Annotated in this window: 16 protein-coding genes and 1 pseudogene; 11 read left to right on the top strand and 6 right to left on the bottom strand. The window is 75.6% G+C overall.

All coding sequences use genetic code 11. The features are described 5' to 3' along the window. The first annotated feature begins 81 nt into the window (after positions 1 to 81). The 3 genes from ABD335_RS15530 to ABD335_RS15520 all read left to right on the top strand — a co-directional run bounded on the left by ABD335_RS15530 (position 82) and on the right by ABD335_RS15520 (position 3093). The gene (locus ABD335_RS15530) at positions 82 to 621 is read left to right on the top strand and encodes a gamma carbonic anhydrase family protein (RefSeq protein ID WP_344323154.1); all 540 of its coding nucleotides are present in this window, start codon (positions 82 to 84) and stop codon (positions 619 to 621) included. 94 nt (positions 622 to 715) lie between these two features. Then, positions 716 to 1744 carry a DUF8017 domain-containing protein gene (locus ABD335_RS15525; protein ID WP_344323152.1) on the top strand — a complete coding sequence of 343 codons (1029 nt, stop codon included), beginning with the start codon at positions 716 to 718 and terminating at the stop codon, positions 1742 to 1744. Further along, entirely contained in the window at positions 1741 to 3093 is a 1353-nt protein-coding gene (locus tag ABD335_RS15520) for an MFS transporter (protein ID WP_344323552.1), read from the top strand. Before ABD335_RS15525 ends, ABD335_RS15520 begins: the two co-directional genes overlap by 4 nt. On the opposite strand, the gene ABD335_RS15515 is transcribed toward ABD335_RS15520, so the two are convergent. Next, entirely contained in the window at positions 3033 to 3878 is an 846-nt protein-coding gene (locus ABD335_RS15515) for a spermidine synthase (protein WP_344323550.1), read from the bottom strand. The two genes, ABD335_RS15520 and ABD335_RS15515, sit on opposite strands and share 61 nt — an antisense overlap. Positions 3879 to 4030: 152 nt before the next feature. Between ABD335_RS15515 and ABD335_RS15510 the strand changes: the two genes are divergently transcribed. Further along, positions 4031 to 4756, top strand: a complete 726-nt coding sequence (locus ABD335_RS15510; protein WP_344323150.1) for a TVP38/TMEM64 family protein — start codon at positions 4031 to 4033, stop codon at positions 4754 to 4756. Positions 4757 to 4907: 151 nt separating this feature from the next. After that, positions 4908 to 5780, top strand: a complete 873-nt coding sequence (locus ABD335_RS15505; RefSeq protein ID WP_344323148.1) for an undecaprenyl-diphosphate phosphatase — start codon at positions 4908 to 4910, stop codon at positions 5778 to 5780. Positions 5781 to 5843: 63 nt separating this feature from the next. Here the strand turns inward: ABD335_RS15505 and ABD335_RS15500 are convergent, their stop codons facing one another. Beyond that, entirely contained in the window at positions 5844 to 7097 is a 1254-nt protein-coding gene (locus ABD335_RS15500; protein WP_344323146.1) for a CapA family protein, read from the bottom strand. Positions 7098 to 7254: 157 nt separating this feature from the next. On the opposite strand from ABD335_RS15500, the gene ABD335_RS15495 reads away from it, so the two are divergent. The 3 genes from ABD335_RS15495 (at position 7255) to ABD335_RS15485 (ending at position 9788) form a co-directional block, all read left to right on the top strand. Then, positions 7255 to 8199 (top strand): FAD-dependent oxidoreductase, encoded by a 945-nt coding sequence (locus ABD335_RS15495; protein WP_344323144.1) that lies wholly within the window; start codon positions 7255 to 7257, stop codon positions 8197 to 8199. Positions 8200 to 8324: 125 nt separating this feature from the next. Next, positions 8325 to 9380 (top strand): PP2C family protein-serine/threonine phosphatase, encoded by a 1056-nt coding sequence (locus tag ABD335_RS15490; RefSeq protein ID WP_425583648.1) that lies wholly within the window; start codon positions 8325 to 8327, stop codon positions 9378 to 9380. 105 nt (positions 9381 to 9485) lie between these two features. Beyond that, entirely contained in the window at positions 9486 to 9788 is a 303-nt protein-coding gene (locus ABD335_RS15485) for a hypothetical protein (protein WP_344323142.1), read from the top strand. 75 nt (positions 9789 to 9863) lie between these two features. On the opposite strand, the gene ABD335_RS15480 is transcribed toward ABD335_RS15485, so the two are convergent. Genes ABD335_RS15480 through ABD335_RS15470 form a run of 3 tightly spaced genes read right to left on the bottom strand, consistent with a single transcriptional unit; the run spans position 9864 to position 14109 of the window. Then, positions 9864 to 12290, bottom strand: a complete 2427-nt coding sequence (locus ABD335_RS15480) for a glycoside hydrolase family 65 protein (protein WP_344323140.1) — start codon at positions 12288 to 12290, stop codon at positions 9864 to 9866. Between the two features lie 4 nt (positions 12291 to 12294). Further along, the gene (locus ABD335_RS15475; protein WP_344323138.1) at positions 12295 to 13230 is read right to left on the bottom strand and encodes an HAD family hydrolase; all 936 of its coding nucleotides are present in this window, start codon (positions 13228 to 13230) and stop codon (positions 12295 to 12297) included. A 21-nt stretch (positions 13231 to 13251) separates the two neighbouring features. Then, on the bottom strand, positions 13252 to 14109 hold the full coding sequence (locus ABD335_RS15470) for a universal stress protein (protein WP_344323136.1): 858 nt from the start codon (positions 14107 to 14109) through the stop codon (positions 13252 to 13254). 255 nt (positions 14110 to 14364) lie between these two features. On the opposite strand from ABD335_RS15470, the gene lnt reads away from it, so the two are divergent. Further along, positions 14365 to 15918, top strand: coding sequence for an apolipoprotein N-acyltransferase (gene lnt / locus ABD335_RS15465; RefSeq protein WP_344323134.1), 1554 nt, complete (start codon positions 14365 to 14367; stop codon positions 15916 to 15918). 126 nt (positions 15919 to 16044) lie between these two features. Here the strand turns inward: lnt and ABD335_RS15460 are convergent, their stop codons facing one another. Then, positions 16045 to 17346 carry an FAD-dependent monooxygenase gene (locus tag ABD335_RS15460; RefSeq protein ID WP_344323132.1) on the bottom strand — a complete coding sequence of 434 codons (1302 nt, stop codon included), beginning with the start codon at positions 17344 to 17346 and terminating at the stop codon, positions 16045 to 16047. A 103-nt stretch (positions 17347 to 17449) separates the two neighbouring features. On the opposite strand from ABD335_RS15460, the gene ABD335_RS15455 reads away from it, so the two are divergent. Together ABD335_RS15455 and ABD335_RS15450 are read left to right on the top strand one after the other, a co-directional pair. Beyond that, positions 17450 to 18046 (top strand): TetR/AcrR family transcriptional regulator, encoded by a 597-nt coding sequence (locus ABD335_RS15455; protein WP_344323130.1) that lies wholly within the window; start codon positions 17450 to 17452, stop codon positions 18044 to 18046. A 139-nt stretch (positions 18047 to 18185) separates the two neighbouring features. Further along, a pseudogene (locus ABD335_RS15450) lies at positions 18186 to 18459 on the top strand (hypothetical protein); the annotation flags it as partial.

The following is an 18459-nucleotide window of genomic DNA, read 5'->3' as shown; positions in this document are numbered from 1 at the left end:
CCGGGAGCGGGAATCCGGGGCACGGCGGCACGCGACGGCGTGCGGGGAACGGCTCGGCATCGAGGACGGGAGACGGCACGGATGGAGAGGCGGGCGATGATCGAGGGCGTGGGCGGCAGGGAACCGGTGGTCGCCCTGGGGGCGTACGTGGCCCCGACGGCCGTGGTGGTCGGGGACGTGGCGCTGAGCGCGGGCGCGAGCGTCTGGTACAACGCGGTGCTGCGCGGCGACTGCGACGCGATCGCCGTCGGCGCCGACAGCAACGTCCAGGACAACTGCACCGTGCACGCCGATCCGGGTTTCCCCACGGTGGTGGGCGAGCGCGTCTCGGTGGGCCACAACGCCGTGCTGCACGGCTGCACCGTCGAGGACGAGGTGCTGATCGGGATGGGCGCGACCGTGCTCAACGGCGCCCGGGTGGGCGCCGGTTCGCTGGTGGCGGCGCACGCGCTGGTGCCCCAGGGCATGGAGATCCCGCCCGGCTCCCTGGTCGCCGGGGTGCCCGCCCGCGTCAGGCGGGAGCTGACCGCCGAGGAACGGGAGGGCATCCGGGCGAACGCGGCGATGTACCGGGACCTGGCCCTCGTGCACCGGCGGGCGCAGGAGGGCGGCGACGGCTGAGCGGCGGGGCCGCCCGCCCCCGCCGTGTACCGGCTCGGTACCGAAACGGGGGTGGCCGTGGCTCCGTTCGGGTGACGCCTCTAATGTTCTGGCCATGTGGCCAGGACAACAGCAGCCCGGGGGCGAGCAGAACCCGCAGCAGCCCAACCCGTACCGGACACCCGGGTACCAGGCGCCCAACCCCTACCAGACGCCGGGGTACCAGGCGCCCAACCCGTACCAGCAGCCGCAGCCCGGCGGCCAGTGGGGGCACCCCGGCGTGCCCGGCGCCCCGCAGCCGCCGCAGGGCGACGGCGGTGGGGGCAAGAGCGGGAAGACCGCGGCGATCGCCATCGTCGCGGCCGTCGCGGTGATCGCCGCCGCCGTGGTCACCGGCGTCTTCGTCTTCAAGGACGACGACAAGACGAACACCGCCAAGGGCGACGGCACCGCGTCGCCGACCGCCGAGCCCTCCCCCGAGCAGAGCACGTCGGAGGAGGATTCCGGCAGCCGGGAGGACGACCCCAGCAACCCGCGTGACGGCCTCGACGCGGAGAAGCCCGATCCGGTGATCCCCGGCTGGCAGGTCGTCACCAACGCCAAGCACCACAACGCCTTCGACGTGCCGCCCGACTGGAAGGTGCAGTCGGAGACCGTGATCATCGGCTACGGGCAGAAGGACAAGGACGACCCCTTCTCCGGACCGCAGGTCGCCTTCAGCGGCCCGGCCCTCTACAAGGAGGGGTGGTGCAAGGACGGCAGCTCCGAGTACACCCGGGCGATGGTCGGCAGCAAGGGCGGCCAGGGCTCCCGCAACACCGCCGAGGCCGCGAAGATCGCCGCGGAGAACTTCGTCTACTTCGCCTACGGCGAGCAGAAGGAGACGGTCAAGTCCACCAAGGCCGAGACGTTCTCCAACAAGCACGGCATCAAAGGACACATCGCCACCGCCACGGCCACCGGCGTCGAGAAGAAGAACAAGTGCGAGTCCGACGGCAAGGTCGTGGCCGTCTCCTGGATCGACGGCTCCAACGACCTGCGCATCTGGCTGATCGTCACCGACGCCGGGGTCAAGGACGAGGTGCCCCGGTCGACCATCGACAAGATGACCTCCACCCTGCGGCCCTACGCCGAGGAGGACTGACGGGCCGGAAGGCGGGCGGGGCGACGCGGCCGACCCGTCCCGCCTGGGCGGGCCGCAACTACACCCTGCTGACGGCCGCCGCCGTGATCACCGGGCTGGGCAACTCCGGGGCGCTGATCGCGGCGGCGTTCGCCGTGCTCGCCTCGGGCGGCTCGGGCACCGACGTGGGCCTGGTCGCCGCGGCCCGCACCGTTCCCCTGGTCGTCTTCCTCCTCGTCGGCGGGGCCGTCGCCGACCGGCTGTCGCGCCACCGGGTGATGGTGGCGGCCAACGCGCTCAACTGCCTCTCCCAGGGCGTCTTCGCGGCGCTGGTGATCTCCGGCCGCGCGGAGCTGTGGCAGATGGTGGTGCTGTCCGCGCTGGGCGGCGTCGGACACGCGTTCTTCGCCCCGGCCGCCGAGGGGATGGTGCTCTCCAGCGTCCGCGGCGAGCAGGCCGGGCGGGCCTTCGCCGTCTTCCGGATGGGCGTGAACGGGGCCTCCATCGGCGGCGCGGCGCTCGGCGGCGCGCTGATCGCCGCCGTCGGCCCCGGCTGGGTGCTGGCGGTCGACGCCGCCGCCTTCGCGGTGGCGGGCGCGCTGCGCGCCTTCCTCGACCTGGGCGGCGTGTCCCCGCGCGAGCCGGGCGGCGGCCTGCTCGGCGACCTGCGGGACGGCTGGCGCGAGGTGGTGGGACGGCCGTGGCTGTGGGCGATCGTCCTGCAGTTCTCCGTCGTCAACGCGGTGGTCGCGGCGGCCGAGGCGGTGTACGGACCGCAGGTCGCCGAGGAGCACCTGGGCGGCGCCCGGCCCTGGGGCCTCGCGCTGGCCGCCTACGGCGTGGGCACGGTCCTCGGCGGGCTGCTGATGATCCGCTGGAAGCCGCGCCGCATCCTGCTCGCCGGCACGCTGTGCGTCTTCCCCCTGGCCCTGCCCTCGGCGGCGCTGGCGGTGCCGGTGCCGGTGGGGTGGCTGGTCGTGGCGATGTTCGCGACCGGGGTCACGCTGGAGGTGTTCGGGGTGACCTGGATGACGGCGCTGCACCAGGAGGTGCCCGAGGAGAAGTTCTCCCGGGTCTCGGCCTACGACTGGCTGGGCTCCATCGCCCTGGTGCCGGTCGCCACCGCCGCGGCCGGACCGGTCGAGGAGCTGGTGGGACGGCCCGCGGCGCTGTGGGGCTGCTCGGTCCTGGTGCTGTCGCTGACGGCCGCGGTGCTGTGCGTGCCGGACGTGCGGAACCTCGCCCGGCGCGAGGCGGTCGGCGAGGCGGTCGTCGCCTCCGGCCCGTCCGTGGACCGGCCCGCCGCGGATCAGCCGACCGTGAAGGTGCCCTCCGGCGGCTCCGGCGAGGGCGCGGCGTCGGCCTCCTGAACGGGGCGGGCGTCCCCGATGAGCCTGCCCAGCGCGGCGCCGTGCGCCACCCGGGCCGGGAACGGGTCGCCCGCCGTCAGCCGCTCCAGCCGCTCCAGGGGCAGCTCGGCGCGGGAGGCGACCAGCACGGTGTTGCCGAAGCGACGGCCGCGCAGCACGACGGGCTCGGCGATCAGGCACAGGTGGTCGAAGACCGCGGCGAAGGTGGCCAGCTGGGAGCGGAGGAAGGCGAAGGGCGCGGCGTCGGCGAGGTTGGCCGCGTAGACCCCCTCCGGGCGCAGCGCCTCGGCGGCGGCGCGGGCGTAGGGCAGGGTGGTCAGGTGCGCCGGGACGCGGGAGCCGCCGAAGACGTCGGCGACCAGCACGTCCACCGATCCCGGCCGCCGGCTCCGCAGGGCGGCTCGGGCGTCCTCGGCGCGCACCGTGATCCCGCTGTCCGCGGGCAGCGGGAGGTGCTCGGCGACCATCTCCAGCAGCGCCCGGTCGGAGTCCACCACCCACTGGCGCGAGCCGGGGCGGGTCGCGGCGAGGTAGCGGGGCAGGGTCAGCGCCCCGCCGCCCAGGTGGAGGGCGTCCAGCGGCGTCCCGGGGGCGGCGGCGCAGTCCAGCACGTGGGCGATCCGGCGCGCGTACTCGAACTCCAGGTGTTCCGGGTCGTCGAGGTCCACGTACGACTGGGGGGCTCCGTCCACGGTGAGCAGCCAGGCCCGCCTGCGGTCCACGTCGGGCAGCAGGCGGGCGGTGCCCTGGTCCACGTCCCTGATCACGGGCACCGGCTCGTCCACCGTCTCCTCCATCGGTCCATTGTGGCGGGTGCGGCGGGTGCGGCGGGCGCGGTGTCCCGCTCCGTGTCCGCCCCGCCCGTACGGGCCGGCGCGTCGCGGAGGTCACAGCGCCGGCGGGGGCGTTCGTCATCTTCGTCGGTTACGCTCCCCCGGTGCTCGTCCCCGTTCCCCCACGGCCCGCCGGACTCGCCGCCCGATGCTCCGCGGTGCTGTTCTCCCCGTGGTTCCGCCTGTCCCTGCTCGCCGCCCTGCTGGCCGCCGCCGCCACGGTGGTGGCCGTCCACGAGCCCCAGCGCCTGATCGTCGACGGCGGCTTCCCCGGTTTCTCCGGCTTCTCCGGCGCCGCCGCGGTGGTGCTCTTCGCCGCGGCGTACGGCCTGTGCACGGCGGCGCTCGTGCCGCGCCCGGTGCTGAACCTGGCGGCGGGCGCCCTCTTCGGCGCTCCCCTGGGCACGGTCGCGGCGGTGGCCGGGACGGTGCTCGGCGCCGGGATCGCCTTCGGCCTCGGCCGGCTCCTGGGGCAGGACGCGCTGCGACCGCTGCTGCGCGGCCGCTGGCTGGCGGCCGGCGACCGGCAGCTCAGCCGCCACGGCTTCCGCTCGATGCTGGCGCTCCGGCTGTTCCCCGGCGTGCCCTTCGCCGTCTCGAACTACGGCGCCGCCGTCTCCCGGATGAGCTGGACGGCCTTCCTGACGGCCACCGCGCTGGGCAGCGTGCCCAACACCGCCGCGTACGTCGTCGCGGGCAGCCGCGCCGCGACGCCGACCTCGCCCGTCTTCCTGGTGGCGTTCGGCTTCATCGCGGTCTCCGGGCTGGCCGCCGCGGTCGTCGCCTGGCGCAGACGCGGACGGCTGCGCCAAGCGCTGGCGGCGGGGTAGCCCCGGCCTCGGCGCCGGGCCGGTCGGTGAACCGGACCGGTACACGGCGACGGGGTACGTTCGTCCGCCGTTTCCCTTCCCGTCGTCCGGCGGCCATAGCCTCTGCCCGACCTGACCGATGATCACAACGCAAGGACGAGCACTCCCCGACATGTCTTGGTTCGAAGCACTCATCCTCGGGCTCGTCCAGGGGCTGACCGAGTTCCTCCCGGTCTCCTCCAGCGCCCACCTGCGTCTGACCGCGGTCTTCGCGGGCTGGCAGGACCCCGGCGCGGCCTTCACCGCGGTGACCCAGATCGGCACCGAGACCGCCGTGCTGATCTACTTCCGCAAGGACATCGCGCGGATCGTCTCCGCCTGGTTCCGCTCGCTGCACGACAGGCGGGCGCGGCGGGACCCCGACGCCAGGATGGGCTGGCTGGTGATCGTGGGCTCGATCCCGATCGGGGTGCTCGGCCTCACGCTCAAGGACCAGATCGAGGGCCCCTTCCGCGACCTGCGGCTGATCGCCACGACGCTGATCGTGCTGGGCGTCGTCCTGGGCGTGGCCGACCGCCTCGCGGCGCGCGACGCCTCCGGCGGACGGCACCGCGCGGTGCGGGAGCGCAAGACGCTCGACCACCTGAACGTGCGCGACGGCCTGCTGTACGGCATGGCCCAGGCGATGGCGCTCATTCCGGGCGTGTCGCGGTCGGGCGCGACGATCAGCGGCGGCCTGTTCATGGGCTACAGCCGTGAGGCCGCGGCCCGCTACTCCTTCCTGCTGGCCATCCCCGCGGTGCTCGCCTCCGGTCTGTTCGAGCTGACGGAGATCGGCGAGGGGCACGTCTCGTGGGGGCCGACGCTGCTGGCGACCGGCCTGGCCTTCCTGGTGGCCTACGCGGTCATCGCCTGGTTCATGAAGTTCATCTCCACCAAGAGCTTCATGCCGTTCGTGGTCTACCGCATACTGCTGGGCCTGTTGATCTTCGGTCTCGTCGCGGCCGGGGTGGTCTCCCCGCACGCGGGCGAGTCGGTGGGCTGAGACGGCGCCGAGCGCGACCGCTCCCGGGGCCGGCCGCGCGGTCGCCCCCGGGAGCGGTCGTCGTCAGCGGCCCTCGACGAGGCCGTCCTTCGCGGCGCCCCGGCTCAGCACCGCCTCGCGCACCCGCTCGCGCACCTCGGGGAAGTTCTCCTCGGTGGCGCGGACGACGCGGAAGGGCGGCCCGATGTCGGAGTGGCCGACCAGGTACTCCGCCCGGGAGACGGTCCAACCGTCGCCCCCGCGCTCGGGGGTGAAGGTGAAGCGCGCCATGGAGCCCTCGTTGCCGCTGCGCTTCTCCACCGGGACGAAACTGGCCATCTGGTCGCCCAGGCCGTAGACCACCCACGTGCCGTTCACCTTCTCGTACGGCTGCGGGACGTGGTTGTGGGTGCCGATCAGCAGGTCGATGTCCTTGCGGCCGTCCGTGCGCGCGGCGGTCAGCCGCCGGGCCAGCTCCTTCTGGGTGTCGTCGGGGGCCTGCTGCCACTCGGTGCCCCAGTGGAGGCTGACGACGACCACGTCGGCCCCTTCCCGGCGCGCGGCGCGGGCGTCGGCGATCACGCGCTCCGGCTCCAGGAGGTTCACCGCCCACGGCCGGCCGTCGGGCAGGGGGATGCCGTTGGTGCCGTAGGTGTAGGACAGGTGGGCGATCTCGGCGCCGCCCGCCCTCAGCCGGGCCGGGCGGGCGGCCTCCCGCGCGCTGCGGGCCGTGCCCGCGTGCCGTACGCCCGCCTCGTCCAGCGCGTCCAGGGTGCGGCGCACTCCCTCGAAGCCGTCGTCGAGGCTGTGGTTGGAGGCCGTCGAGCAGCTGTCGTACCCGGTGGCGCGCAGCGCCTCCGCGAGCCGGGGCGGGGAGCGGAACATCGGGTAGCCGGTGAAGGGCCCGTCCTCGTCCCCGTAGGGGGTCTCCATGTGGCACAACGCCACGTCCGCCGAGGCCACGACCGGTTCGACGCCCGCCAGGATGCGGGAGAAGTCGTGGCCGTCGCCGCCCGCGTCCTCCTCGGCCTGTCGGATGATCGAGGGGTAGGGGATGATGTCGCCGGTCGCGAGCACGGTGAACGGCCGGCGTCGGTCGTCCGCCGGGCGCGCCCCGTCGTCCCGGACGGTGCCGCCGTGCGCGGTGCACGCGGCCAGGGAGGCGGCCAGACCGGCGAGCGCCAGGACCGCGGCGGCCGGGGCCGTGCGGCGTATCCGGAGGGTCCGTCGTATTCGCGCCGGCTCCCGGGTCGCCGCCCGCACCGCCTCGCGCGCCCGTTCCGTCGACTCCGCCCGTTCCGCCGACTCCGTCGACGCTGTCCGTTCCGTCCGGCGCATCGTCCGCCTCCCGTGTGTCGCGGCGCGCCGCTCCGCCGGAGCGGCGTCGCCCTCCTCTCCGGCAGCGTGGGCGCGGGCGGACACGGGCGGCATTCCGGAGGCCGGCGCCGCTGGGCCGATCGGGCCGACAAACCGCCCGGATGCTGGAATGGGAGGCATGACGGGGACGGCACACACCACGGAGACGGACCTGCTCGTCGTGGGCGGCGGCCCGGCGGGCTGCGCCGCCGTCGTCATGGCGGCCGGCGTGGGGATGCGCACGCTGCTGCTGGAGGCACGGTCGGAGTTGTGCGGCAGGCTGCGCCACGTCCGGTCCCTGGAGAACGTGTTGGGCGGTTTCGCCTCCGGGCCGGAGTTCGCCGCGGCGGCCGCCGCCGACGTGGCGCGGTCGGCCGGGTGCCGGGTCGAACTCGGTGCGCGGGTCGTCCGCCTCGACGCCCGCGACGACCGTGTGGTCGCCACGCTGGAGTCGGGCGGGTCGCGTACCGCCGCCCACGCGGTCGTCGCCACCGGGACGGGACCGCTGGGCCCCGCGGACACCGACTGGCTCCACGACCCCGAGGGCCTGGCCCGCGCCCCGCTGTGGGAGGCCGACCCGGCGGCGTGGGAGGGCCGGACCGTGCTCGTCCTGGGCGCCGACCGCCCGTTGGGCACCCTGCTGCGCGCGGACCCGACGGCGCGGGTCCGCTTCCTGGTCGCGCACCCGCCGGAGGACGACTACAAGACCGCCGAGGTCCGCGCGGACCCCCGCGTCGAGCCGGTGCCGGTGCGGCGGGTGGCCCTGGGGAGCGACCGCCGGCGGCGGATCGCCGTGACGATCACCACCGCCGCGGGCGACACCCTGTCGAGGACGGCGGAGGGGGCGTACCTCAACATCGGCAACGCGCCCGTACTCCTTCCGGGTGATCTCGTGCCCGACTCCACCGGCTGGTGCCCGCCCGACCGGCAGCATCCACGTATCCACGTGGCCGGTGATCTGCGGTCGGCCCGTGCCCAACGGATCATGACGGCGATGGGCTCGGGCGGCGAGGCCGCGCTGCGCGCGTACTACGCCCTGTGCGGGGTGCCGGACCGGTCGGCGCGGCCGGAACGGCCCGAGTGAGGGGACCGGACGGCACGCCCGGCGGGATCGGTACGGCCGGACGTTCGCTTTTCCGTGCCGTCCCGGGCTGGGAAGCTGGTACAGGCAGCCGTGGGGCCGTCCGCACCGAGACCCCGGAGTTCACCTTGGCCGAGCGCAACGACGACAGCTACCGATTGCTGGCCATCCTCCCCCACGTGTCCATGGCCGTCGTGGTCCTGGTGGACGTGACGGCGGGACCGGACGTGGGTTTCCTGCCGCTGTTGTCGCTCGGCCCCGCCTTCGCCAGCCTCGTCGGCGGCATGCGCCGCACGGCGTCGATCGGGCTGTCGGCGCTGGTGCTGTGCGTGGTCCTGGCCGCGTACGACGACCTGTTGGGCAGACCGCGCGGCTACACGGCGGCCGCGTCGGTGATCGGCGTGGCGGCGGCCGGGCTGGTCGCCGCGGCCGTCCGGCAGCGGCACGAGGCCGAGTTGGCCAGCGTGCGGTCCATCGCCGAGGTCGCCCAGCGGGTGCTGCTGCGGCCGGTCCCGCGGGCCGCGGGGCATCTGCGGGTGGCGGTGTCCTACACCTCCGCGGTGGCCGAGGCCCGGATCGGCGGCGACCTGTACGAGGTCGTCACCTCGCCCACCGGGGCGCGGGTGATCGTGGGCGACGTCCAGGGCAAGGGGTTGGAGGCGGTGGAGACGGCCGCGGTCGTCCTGGCGGCGTTCCGGGAGGCGGCGTACGACGAGCCGGACCTGATGGCGGTGAGCGCGCGGCTGGAGAGATCGGTCAACCGGCACATGCCGGCGGAGCGGTTCGTCACGGCCGTCCTGGTCGAGACGCACGAGGACCGGTCGGTCACGGTCCTCAACCACGGCCATCCCTCGCCGCTGGTCGTCCGCGCGGACGGGTCGGCCCACTTCGCGGAGCCGCCCGACACCGCGCCGCCCCTGGGCCTGGGGCTCGATCTCAAGCCCCCCGAGCCGTACGGCCTCTCCCTGGGCCCCGGTGACCAGATGCTGTTGTACACCGACGGCGTCACCGAGGCCCGCGATCCGGAGGGCGGCTTCTACCCGCTGGCCCGGCGGGCCTTCCTGCTGCGGGAGGCGAGCCCGGACGCCGCGCTGGAGTCCCTGCGCCGGGATCTGGTGGCCCACGTCGGGAGGCCGCTGCACGACGACGCGGCCATGCTGCTCCTGCGGTACCGCGGTGGCTGAGCCGTCCGCGGATTCTCGGGGACCGCCGGAAAACGGGGATGACCCGCGCGGAGCGGGTACCCGGCCGCAGAAGACCTTCCCCGACGTCCACGCTGATCCGAGACCATGAACGAATCCCGACTCACCCCTCGAGAGCTCCGCATCCTGCACGAGACCGAGCGGGCGCTGGGCGAGGACGCCGAACTCGCGGCGCGCTTCCGTGAGTTCGGCGAGCCCGTGCCCGAACCGCCCGTGGACGACCCGGTGACACGGCGCCGCCTGTGGGTGTTCTTCGGTGTCTGCGTGCTCCTGGTTCCGGCGCTGATGATCCTGCACCCCGGGCTCGGGGCGCTGCTGTTCGTCTCCGTCCTGGCCCTGGCCATGGCGAGCCGGCTCCACCACCGCGGGGACCGCCCCGGCAGGCGCTGACGCCCCGTGCCGCCGGCCCACCCCCGTCCCGGGCCGGCGCGTGCCGGGGCGGCCGGACGCGCCGGCGGGCGGCCCTCAGACTCCGGCCCGGTCCCCGAGCAGGCTCAGCCGGCACGACTCGCCGGGGTCGACGGTCACGGTCCGGTCGGGCAGCGCCAGACGGACGGGGGCCTCGGCGGAGGCGGGCAGAGCGATGCGCAGCTCGTCCGACCGCATCCGCACCTCCACTCCCCAGTGGTGCCGGTAGCGCAGGGTGAAGCCGAACTCCGACAGCTCCGGGATCGGCGCCGGGTCCAGCCCCAGCGCGTCCTCGCGGGGCTCCAGGCCGGTCAGTCCGCGCTGCACCAGGTCCAGCGTCCCGGCCATGGCGCCCAGGTGGATGCCCTCGGCGGTCGTGCCGCCCTGGATGTCGGCGACGTCGCTGACGAGCGCCTCCTGCACGTACGTCCACGCCTCGGGGCGTCGGACCCGGGCCAGCAGCCAGCCGTGCACCAGGGAGCTCAGGGTGGAGCCGTGGCTGGTGCGGCGCAGGTAGTAGTCGACCGTGCGGTGCCACAGGTCGTCGTCGAAGGCGTAGCCGAGCCGCCGGAACAGCCGGGCCAGTTCGGCGGGCGGGAACAGGTAGCCGAGCATCAGGGCGTCGGCCTGCTTGGACGCCTGGTAGCGGTTGACCGTGTCGCCCTCGGCCTCCAGGATCCGGTCCAGGCGGCGGATGTTCCCGTACTTCTCCCGGTAGCCCTCCCAGTCCAGTTCCGCCAGGTCGCCGTAGCCGTCGAACTGGCTGATGACGCCGTTGTGGAAGGGGACCCGCAGCCGCCGCGAGACGTCCCGCCAGCGCTCGACCGTCTCGTCGGCCACCCCCAGCTCCTCGCGGAGTTCGCGGCTGCGCGGCTCGGGGAGCGCCTCCAGCAGGTCCAGGGCGCGGGCGAGCACCCAGGCGGCGGTGACGTTGGTGTAGGCGTTGTCGTCCAGGCCCGGCCGGTCGGTGTCCGGGTACGCCTCGTGGTACTCGTCGGGGCCGACCACCCCGAGGATGCGGTAGCGCTCGTGCTCGGAGTCGTACCGGGCGGCGCTCCCCCAGAACTGGGCGATCCGCAGCAGCATCTCGGCGCCCTTGGCGTGCATGAAGTCGGTGTCGCCGCCGGCCTGCCAGTACTGCCAGACGTTGTAGGCGACGGCCGAGCCCACGTGGTGCTGGAGCCGGGAGAAATCCGGCAGCCAGCGGCCCGAGCGCGGGTTCAGGTGCAGCGTCTGGGTCTCCTCCCGTCCGTCGCTGCCGCTCTGCCACGGGTACATCGCTCCGGCGTACCCGCCGGCCTCGGCGGCGCGGACGGCCTCGGGCAGCCGTCGGTACCGGTAGGTCAGCAGGGCGCGGGAGATCTCCGGGAAGTGGACGTTCAGGTAGGGCAGGACGAAGAGTTCGTCCCAGAAGACGTGCCCCCGGTACGCCTCGCCGTGCAGTCCGCGGGCCGGAACGCCCACGTCCAGGTCGGCGGTGTGCGGGGAGAGCGTCTGCAGGACGTGGAAGAGGTGCACCCGCAGGATGTGGCCGGCCTTGCCCGGCACCTCCAGGTTGGCGTGGCGCCACAGCTCCTCCCAGGCGGCGCGGTGCGTCTCCAGCAGGTCGGGGAAGCCGGGTGCGTGGGCGATGTCCTCCAGGGCGGCCTGCAGGGGGTCGCTGATCGCCAGGTCGCGGGAGGTGTGGAGGGCCACGACCTTGTCGACGGTGACGGACCGCCCGGGTGCGACGGCGACGGTCAGCCGCCGGGCGGGCCGCGGGGCGGTGAGGTCGTCGCGGACCGTCTCGGGTTCCCCGTCCGCCGGGCGGGTGCGGGCGGCCACGGCGACGCAGACCTCGGAGGTCCTGGTCTGGCAGTGCAGCCAGATGGTGTCGGGCTCCGCGGCGCCGGCGCGGTGGCCGGTCAGGTGGCGGCCGTCGAGGGCGTGGTAGCGGGCGACGCCCGCGTTGACGACGCCGCCGTCCACGGCGGACTCGACCTCGATCGTCCCGGACCAGCCCTCGGCGGTGAACGTGGTGCGCAGGGCCGCCAGGTGCGGCTCGCCCATGTGGACCAGGCGGCTCTGCTCGACGCGCAGCCGGCGCCCCTGGGGGTCCGCCAGGAGGAACGAGCGGTTCAGGACGCCCTGCCGGAGGTCCAACTCCTGCCGGTACTCCAGGAGTCCGTCCTCGTCGGGGGTCCACCAGGGCGGGTCGGGGCCGTCGGCGGGGGCGCCGGGGCCGTCCGTGATCCTGAACCGCAGGGGCAGCCAGTTGGGGAGGTTGACCATGTCCTCGTTCTCGACCTCGCGGCCTCCCACGGTGGACACCAGCCGGTTGTAGCAGCCCGCCACGTACGTGCCCGGGTAGTGCACCTCGCCGGCGTCCGTCTCCGGCGCCGCGCCGCGCGTGGCGAAGTAGCCGTTGCCCAGCGTGCACAGGGCTTCGCGCAGCCGCTCCTCGGCGGGGTCGTAGCCCTCGTATCCCCACACCCACTGTTCCACGCTCTCAGCCCTCCTCGTCGCGGCGGCCGGCGTTCCGTCGGCCGGTGTTCTGCTCGCCGGGGCCGTCCCCGGGCTCGGTCAGCAGTTCCGCCAGGTCCCGCACGACGACGTCGGCGCCGTGTTCGCGCAGGTCCTCGGCGCTGGTGGGGCCGGCCGTCCGATCCACCCCGACGACCAGGCCGAAACCGCCCCGGCGTCCGGCCTCGACGCCCGCCAGCGCGTCCTCGACGACGGCCGCTTCCGGGGCGGGCACGCCCAGGCGCCGGGCGGCCTCCAGGAAGACCGCGGGGTCCGGTTTGCCCGGCAGGCCCAGCCGGGCCGCCTCGTGGCCGTCGACCACGGCGTCGAACACCTCCGGTATCCCGGCGCCGGAGAGCAGTTCCCGGGCGTGGCGGGAGGCGGAGATCACCGCCATGGGCGTCCCCGCGCGGCGCAGGGCGCGCAGCAGTCGCAGCGTGCCGGGCCAGGTGTCGACGCCGTGGTCCCGCAGCGCGTCGGTGAACAGCTTCTCCTTGCGGGCGGCCACGGCCCAGGCGGTGTCGTCCCCCGGAGGGTCCCGCGGTGTGCCCGGCGGCAGGTCCAGGCCCCGCGAGGCGAGGAAGGCGACGGCTCCGTCGATGCGCGACTTCCCGTCCACGTGGCGTCGGTAGTCCTCGTCCGCGTCGAAGGGGCGGAACCGGTCGCGCGGGCCCGTCCCCGGGTCGCCGGAGCGTGCGCGCCACGTCTCCAGGCAGACGTCGAAGGCCCTCTTCCAGGCGGCGGCGTGGACCCGGGCGGAGTCGGTGATCACTCCGTCGGTGTCGAAGACCACGGCCCGGATCCCGTGCGGGCACCGGACCGGTACGGCGGTCTCCGCCCGGTGCGCGGCCGTCCCGGTGCCGACGGCGTCCTCGCCCTCTCCCGGGCCGGTCTCCTCTGGTTCGGTGGCGGCAGACGACATGGGTCTCCGTCCGGTGGTCGGTCAGATGTGCTCCGGTACGAGGGCGACCGGGCACGCGGCGTGGTGGAGGAGGGCGTGGTCGACCATCCCCATCTGGAGGCCCAGGTGGCCCCGGCGGCGGTGCGCCCCGATCACGAGCAGGTCCGCGCCGCGGGACTCCTCCAGCAGCACCGCGCGGGCGGGGCCCTCCACGGCTCTCATGCGCAGGTCGATCCCGGAGTGTTCGCGTGCGGTGGCGCGCAGGGCGCCGTCCAGGTACTCCAGGGCCTCCCGCTCGCGGGCCCGGGAGGGGTTCCCCTGGAGCAACGGGTGCCGCTGCGCCTGCAGGACGGGGCGGCGCCAGGCGCGGACGGCGTGCAGTTCGCAGTGCCGGGCCGTGGCCTCGCGGAAGGCGAAGCGGGCGGCGGGCGCGTCCACCCCGTCCTCCGGCAGGTCCCCGACGCCGAGGACGATCCGTCCGTGTTCGCCGCGGCGGGCGGTGTCCCCGCCCCGGACGACGACCACCGGGCAGTCGGCGCGGCCCGCCACCGACAGGCTCACCGAGCCCAGCAGCAGCCCGGCGATCCCGCCCCGGCCACGGGCGCCGACGACCAGGACGAACGCGTTGCGGCCCGCGTGGGCCAGGGCGTCCGCGGGCTCCTCGGCGAGGACGTCGGTGGTCAGGCGCACGTCGGGGGCGTGTTGACGGGCGCGTTCCGCCGCGCCGGCCACCACGTCGTCCGGCCGGGGTTCCTCCTCCGCCCAGTCGTCCGTCCACTCGGTGGAGGCGTGGAGCAGGCGCAGCGGCATCCCGTGGCGGACCGCCGCGTCCGCGGCCCAGTCCACCGCGCGCAGAGCGGCCTCCGACCCGTCGACACCCACCACCAGGGGGAGTTCCACCACCGCCTCCTCCGTCTCCCGTTCCGCTTCCGCCGTGGCCCGTTCCCTTTTCGTGTCCCGTCCGGGCCATCACCGGCCGGTTCCTGGGAACGGTGACCCACATACGGACCACCGAAACCCGGAACGGGCGGTCATCGGTCGGCCGTCCTCCCGGGCGGCGGTCCGGGACCGGCTCGCGGGGCGGGACGCGCGGCGTCCTGTCCCGCGGAACGGCGGTCCCGCACACTGGTCCTGGCCGAGACGAGGAGGCGCGGCATGCGGGTGGCTCGGGACGCGCGGTGGCGGCGCGGGGCGCTCGCGGTGGCGGCGGGCGCGCTGCCCGCTCCGGCCTTTCCGGAGCCGTCGCTGTGGTGGTGGGCCTACGTCGCGCTGATTCCGTGGCTGCTGCTGTTGCGGACGGCGGACGGCGGACGCCGGGCCGCCGTGGAGGGCTGGCTGGGCGGGGCGGGCTTCCTGTTGGCCGGTCACCACTGGCTGGCACCGAACCTGCACGTCTTCATCGTCGTGATGGCGGCCCTGCTGGGGTTGCTGTGGGCGCCGTGGGGATGGCTGGTGCGGCGGCTGCTGGGGGGCGCGCCGGGCCCCGGACGGGCGGTCGCGGCCGTGGTGACGGTGCCCTCGGCGTGGCTGATGATCGAACTGGTGCGCTCCTGGGAGTATCTGGGCGGGCCGTGGGCGCTGCTCGGGACGAGCCAGTGGCAGGTGCCGCCCGCGCTGCGGCTGGCCTCGCTGGGCGGGGTGTGGCTGGTCACCGTGTGGGTGGTGGCCGTCAACACCGTGCTGACGCTGCTCGTCGCGGTGCCCCGCGCCCGTGTGCCCGCGGTGGCCGCCGCCGTGGTGTGCGCGCTGGTCCCGGCCGCGGCCTGGGCGTGGGCGCCGCTGCCGCGGCCGGCGGGAACCGTCCGGATCGCGGTGGTGCAGCCGAGCGTCGTGGTGGGGCCGGACGTGCGCTTCGACACCGGCGAGCGGCTGACCCGCGAGTTGGCGGGCCGGGACGTGGACCTGGTGGTGTGGGGCGAGAGCAGCGTCGGCTACGACCTGGACGCCCGCCCGGACCTGCGGGGGCGGCTGGCGGCACTGTCCGGGCGCGTCGGGGCGCCGGTGCTGGTCAACGTGGACGCGCGGCGCTCGGACCGGCCGGGGATCTTCAAGAGTTCGGTGCTGGTCGGCCCCGACGGGCCGATCGGGGACGGCTACGACAAGATGCGCCTGGTCCCGTTCGGCGAGTACGTGCCGGCCCGCTCCCTGCTGGGCTGGGCGACGGCGGTGGGCCGGGCGGCCGATGAGGACCGCCGGCGCGGCGACGCGCCGGTCGTGATGGACGCCGGCGGGGTGCGCGTCGGGCCGCTGGTGTGCTTCGAGTCGGCCTTCCCCGACATGAGCCGGGCGCTGGTGCGCGATGGCGTCGGGATGCTGGTGGCCCAGTCGGCCACGTCCTCCTTCCAGGAGAGCTGGGCGCCCGAGCAGCACGCGTCCCTGGCGGCGCTGCGCGCGGCCGAGACCTGGCGGCCGATGGTGCACGCCACGCTGACGGGGGTGAGCGCGGTGCACGGGCCGCGCGGCGAGCCGGTGGGCGAGCGGCTGGGCACCGATCTGAGCGGGTCGGCGGTGTACGAGGTGCCGCTCGCCTCGGGCACCAGCCCCTACGTGCGGTTCGGCGACTGGGTGGTCGCCGCCGCGCTCGCGGCGCTGCTGGTGTCGGCCGCCGTCGCGGCGGGCGGCCGGGCGCGGCGGGGGTCCCGGGGAGCGCGGGGGGACGCGGGGCCGGAGCGGGCGCCGCTCACCCGGACCGCGTCGGCGCGGTGGTGACGGCCCGTCCGCGCGGTTCTTCGCACGGTTCGTGGCCGCGCGGGGCGCCCCCGGCGCTCGGCTGCCTCCCGGCGCGTACGGCGTCGCGGCGGGCCGGGGCGGTCCGCCCGGTGCCGCCGAGCCCGGTCACGCCGTTCGGTCGCGCCGTTCGAGCGCGCCGGGGTCTCCCGGGCCGCTGCCGTCGGTGTGTCCCCCGGTGTGTCCCCCGGTGTGTCGCCGGTCCGCCGGGGCCTCCCTCCCCCGCGTCCCGGCGGCGTACGGCTCCGGTGGCCGCCAGTCGGCGATGCCGTCGAGGCTGCGCAGGGCCGTGCGCGGGCCGATCCGGTCCAGGAGGGCGACGGCGGCGGTGCGCAGCGCGACCGCGGGCGGGGAGGTGAGGGTGGTCAGTCGGCCCACCCGTTCGGAGCGGCGTACGACGGTCATGGTGCGGGGCAGTCGGTCGCGGGTGTAGGCGGCCAGGGCCGCGGGCGTCCCCTCCGGATCGGGGGCGGCGTGGTGGGCGAGGACGACGGCGTCCTCGACGGCCTGGCAGCCGCCCTGGCCGAGGTTGGGAACCATGGCGTGGGCGGCGTCGCCGAGCAGGGCCACCCGGCCGAGGTGGTAGGCGGGCAGCGCGGCGGCGGTGCGGTACACGTCGCTCCGCAGGACGGCGGCGGGGTCCACGGCGGCGAGCAGGTCGGGCACGGGGTGGTGCCAGTGGCCGAAGCGGCGCAGCAGCTCGGCCCGCTCGTCGTCCGGGGCCCGCAGCCCGGCGGGGACGGTCGCGGTGGCGTAGGCGTACACCCGGCCGCCGTGCAGCGGGACGGTGCCCCACACCGAGCCGCGGCCCCAGGTCTCGTGGGGGCTGAAGGGCCGCTCGGGCGCGGGGACGACGAAGCGCCAGGCGGTGTAGCCGGCGTAGCGGGGCGCGGGATGGTCGGGGAAGAGGGTCCGCCGGGCGGCGGAGTGGATGCCGTCGGCGGCGACGACGAGGTCGGCGGTGTGTTCCCGGCCGTCCGCGGTGCGCACGGTCGCGGGCCGTCCGGCCGCGCCCGGGTCGGTCACCTCGACGGGGGTGCCGGTGCGGACGGCGTCCTCGGGGAGCCGGGCGGCGAGCAGGGCGACGAGGTCGGCGCGGTGGGCGACGACGACGGGACCGCCGAAGCGCTCGGCCGCGGCGTCCTGGGTGGTGCGGGAGAGCCAGTGGCCGGACGGGGTGCGCAGGCCCCCCTCGTCCTGCCAGGCGGACATGGCCCGGACGGTGTCGCCGAGTCCGATGACGTCCAGGGCGCGTTGGGCGTTGGGGGCCAGGGCGATGCCCGCCCCGACGGGTTCCAGCGCCGCGGCGCGTTCGGCGACGGTGACCGCCCAGCCGCGCCGGTGCAGCGCCGCGGCGGCGGTCAGGCCGCCGATTCCGGCGCCGATGACGAAGGCTCGTGGCCGGCTCATGGGCGGTGCCCCCTCGGTGTCGGCGGTCGCGATGCTGTCACTACATCTGTAGTGGCACCTCACACGCTACTACAGATGTAGTGAGGACGGTAGATTGACCGGCATGGCCCCGAGCACGACCCGCCCCACCCCCCGCGGCGAACTGATCGCCGACACCGCGATCGACCTGCTGGCCGAGCGGGGCCTGCGCGGGCTCACCCACCGCGCGGTGGACGAGGCGGCCGGGCTGCCGCAGGGGTCGACGTCCAACCACGCGCGCACCCGTGAGGCCCTGTTGGAGACGGCGGTGCGCCGGCTCGCCGTGCGCGAGGCGCGCGTGCTGGGGCCGCGGGAGATGCCCGGCCCCGACGCCGGCCCGGACGCGCTGGTCGAGGCCCTGGCCCGGGCCCTCCACCGCTATCTGACCCGCCACCGCCACCTGGCGGTCGCCCGCTACGAACTCGCCCTGGAGGCGACCCGGCGGCCCGCCCTGCGCGCCCTCTACGACCGGGAGGGGGCCGGCACCTTCCGCGAGCCCCTGGTGGCGATGCTGACGGCGGCGGGCTCGACCGAGCCCGAGCGGCACGCGCTGTCGCTGGTCGCCTGGTGCGACGGCGTGATGTTCTCCTGCACGGCGGGCTCCTACCACTCCACGGTGCCGACCCTGGAGGAACTGCGGGCCGGTCTCGGGGAGTTGCTGCGCGGCATGGTGGGCGGCTGAGCCCCTCCCGACGCGCCCCTTCCGTCCCGGAGACCACGGAGGTCACGGAAGGCACGGAGGTCACTGAGGGCACGGGAACCACCCGCGTCACTCCCTAGGGGAGTTCCCGGCGGCCGGCGCGTGCAGCAGAGTGGTCCGGGTGCGACACGTGAGACACGCCCTGCTCCTGGCCGGGGCGGCCCTGGCCGTGGTCTCGGGGACCTCGGGCTGCGTGACGGTGGCCGGCGGTCCCCCAGCCGGGACGGACCTGCCGTCCCCGCCCGCCGAGCCCTCCCGGCCGGAGCGGCAGGACCGGCCGCGCGACGTCCCGGCGCCGGCGCGGGAGGCCCTGGTGCACGCGACGACCACCACGGCGCGTCCGGCCGCGCCCGGCCCGGCCCCCACACGGCACGCACCGCCGCCCGCCGGCGCCC

Source organism: Streptomyces macrosporus, assembly GCF_039533145.1.
Taxonomy (GTDB): Bacteria; Actinomycetota; Actinomycetes; order Streptomycetales; family Streptomycetaceae; genus Streptomyces; species Streptomyces macrosporus.
The sequence above is the reverse complement of the archived record's forward strand: the minus strand, read 5'-3'. Positions and strand labels throughout refer to the sequence as shown.

Excerpts from the sequence above, each read along its gene's own strand:
- ABD335_RS15530 (WP_344323154.1), top strand. The coding sequence starts at position 82 with ATGGAGAGGCGGGCGATGATCGAGGGCGTGGGCGGCAGGGAACCGGTG.
- ABD335_RS15500 (WP_344323146.1), bottom strand. The coding sequence starts at position 7,097 with ATGCGCCGGACGGAACGGACAGCGTCGACGGAGTCGGCGGAACGGGCG.
- ABD335_RS15525 (WP_344323152.1), top strand. The coding sequence starts at position 716 with ATGTGGCCAGGACAACAGCAGCCCGGGGGCGAGCAGAACCCGCAGCAG.
- ABD335_RS15495 (WP_344323144.1), top strand. The coding sequence starts at position 7,255 with ATGACGGGGACGGCACACACCACGGAGACGGACCTGCTCGTCGTGGGC.
- ABD335_RS15460 (WP_344323132.1), bottom strand. The coding sequence starts at position 17,346 with ATGAGCCGGCCACGAGCCTTCGTCATCGGCGCCGGAATCGGCGGCCTG.
- ABD335_RS15505 (WP_344323148.1), top strand. The coding sequence starts at position 4,908 with ATGTCTTGGTTCGAAGCACTCATCCTCGGGCTCGTCCAGGGGCTGACC.
- ABD335_RS15455 (WP_344323130.1), top strand. The coding sequence starts at position 17,450 with ATGGCCCCGAGCACGACCCGCCCCACCCCCCGCGGCGAACTGATCGCC.
- ABD335_RS15485 (WP_344323142.1), top strand. The coding sequence starts at position 9,486 with ATGAACGAATCCCGACTCACCCCTCGAGAGCTCCGCATCCTGCACGAG.
- ABD335_RS15475 (WP_344323138.1), bottom strand. The coding sequence starts at position 13,230 with ATGTCGTCTGCCGCCACCGAACCAGAGGAGACCGGCCCGGGAGAGGGC.
- lnt (WP_344323134.1), top strand. The coding sequence starts at position 14,365 with ATGCGGGTGGCTCGGGACGCGCGGTGGCGGCGCGGGGCGCTCGCGGTG.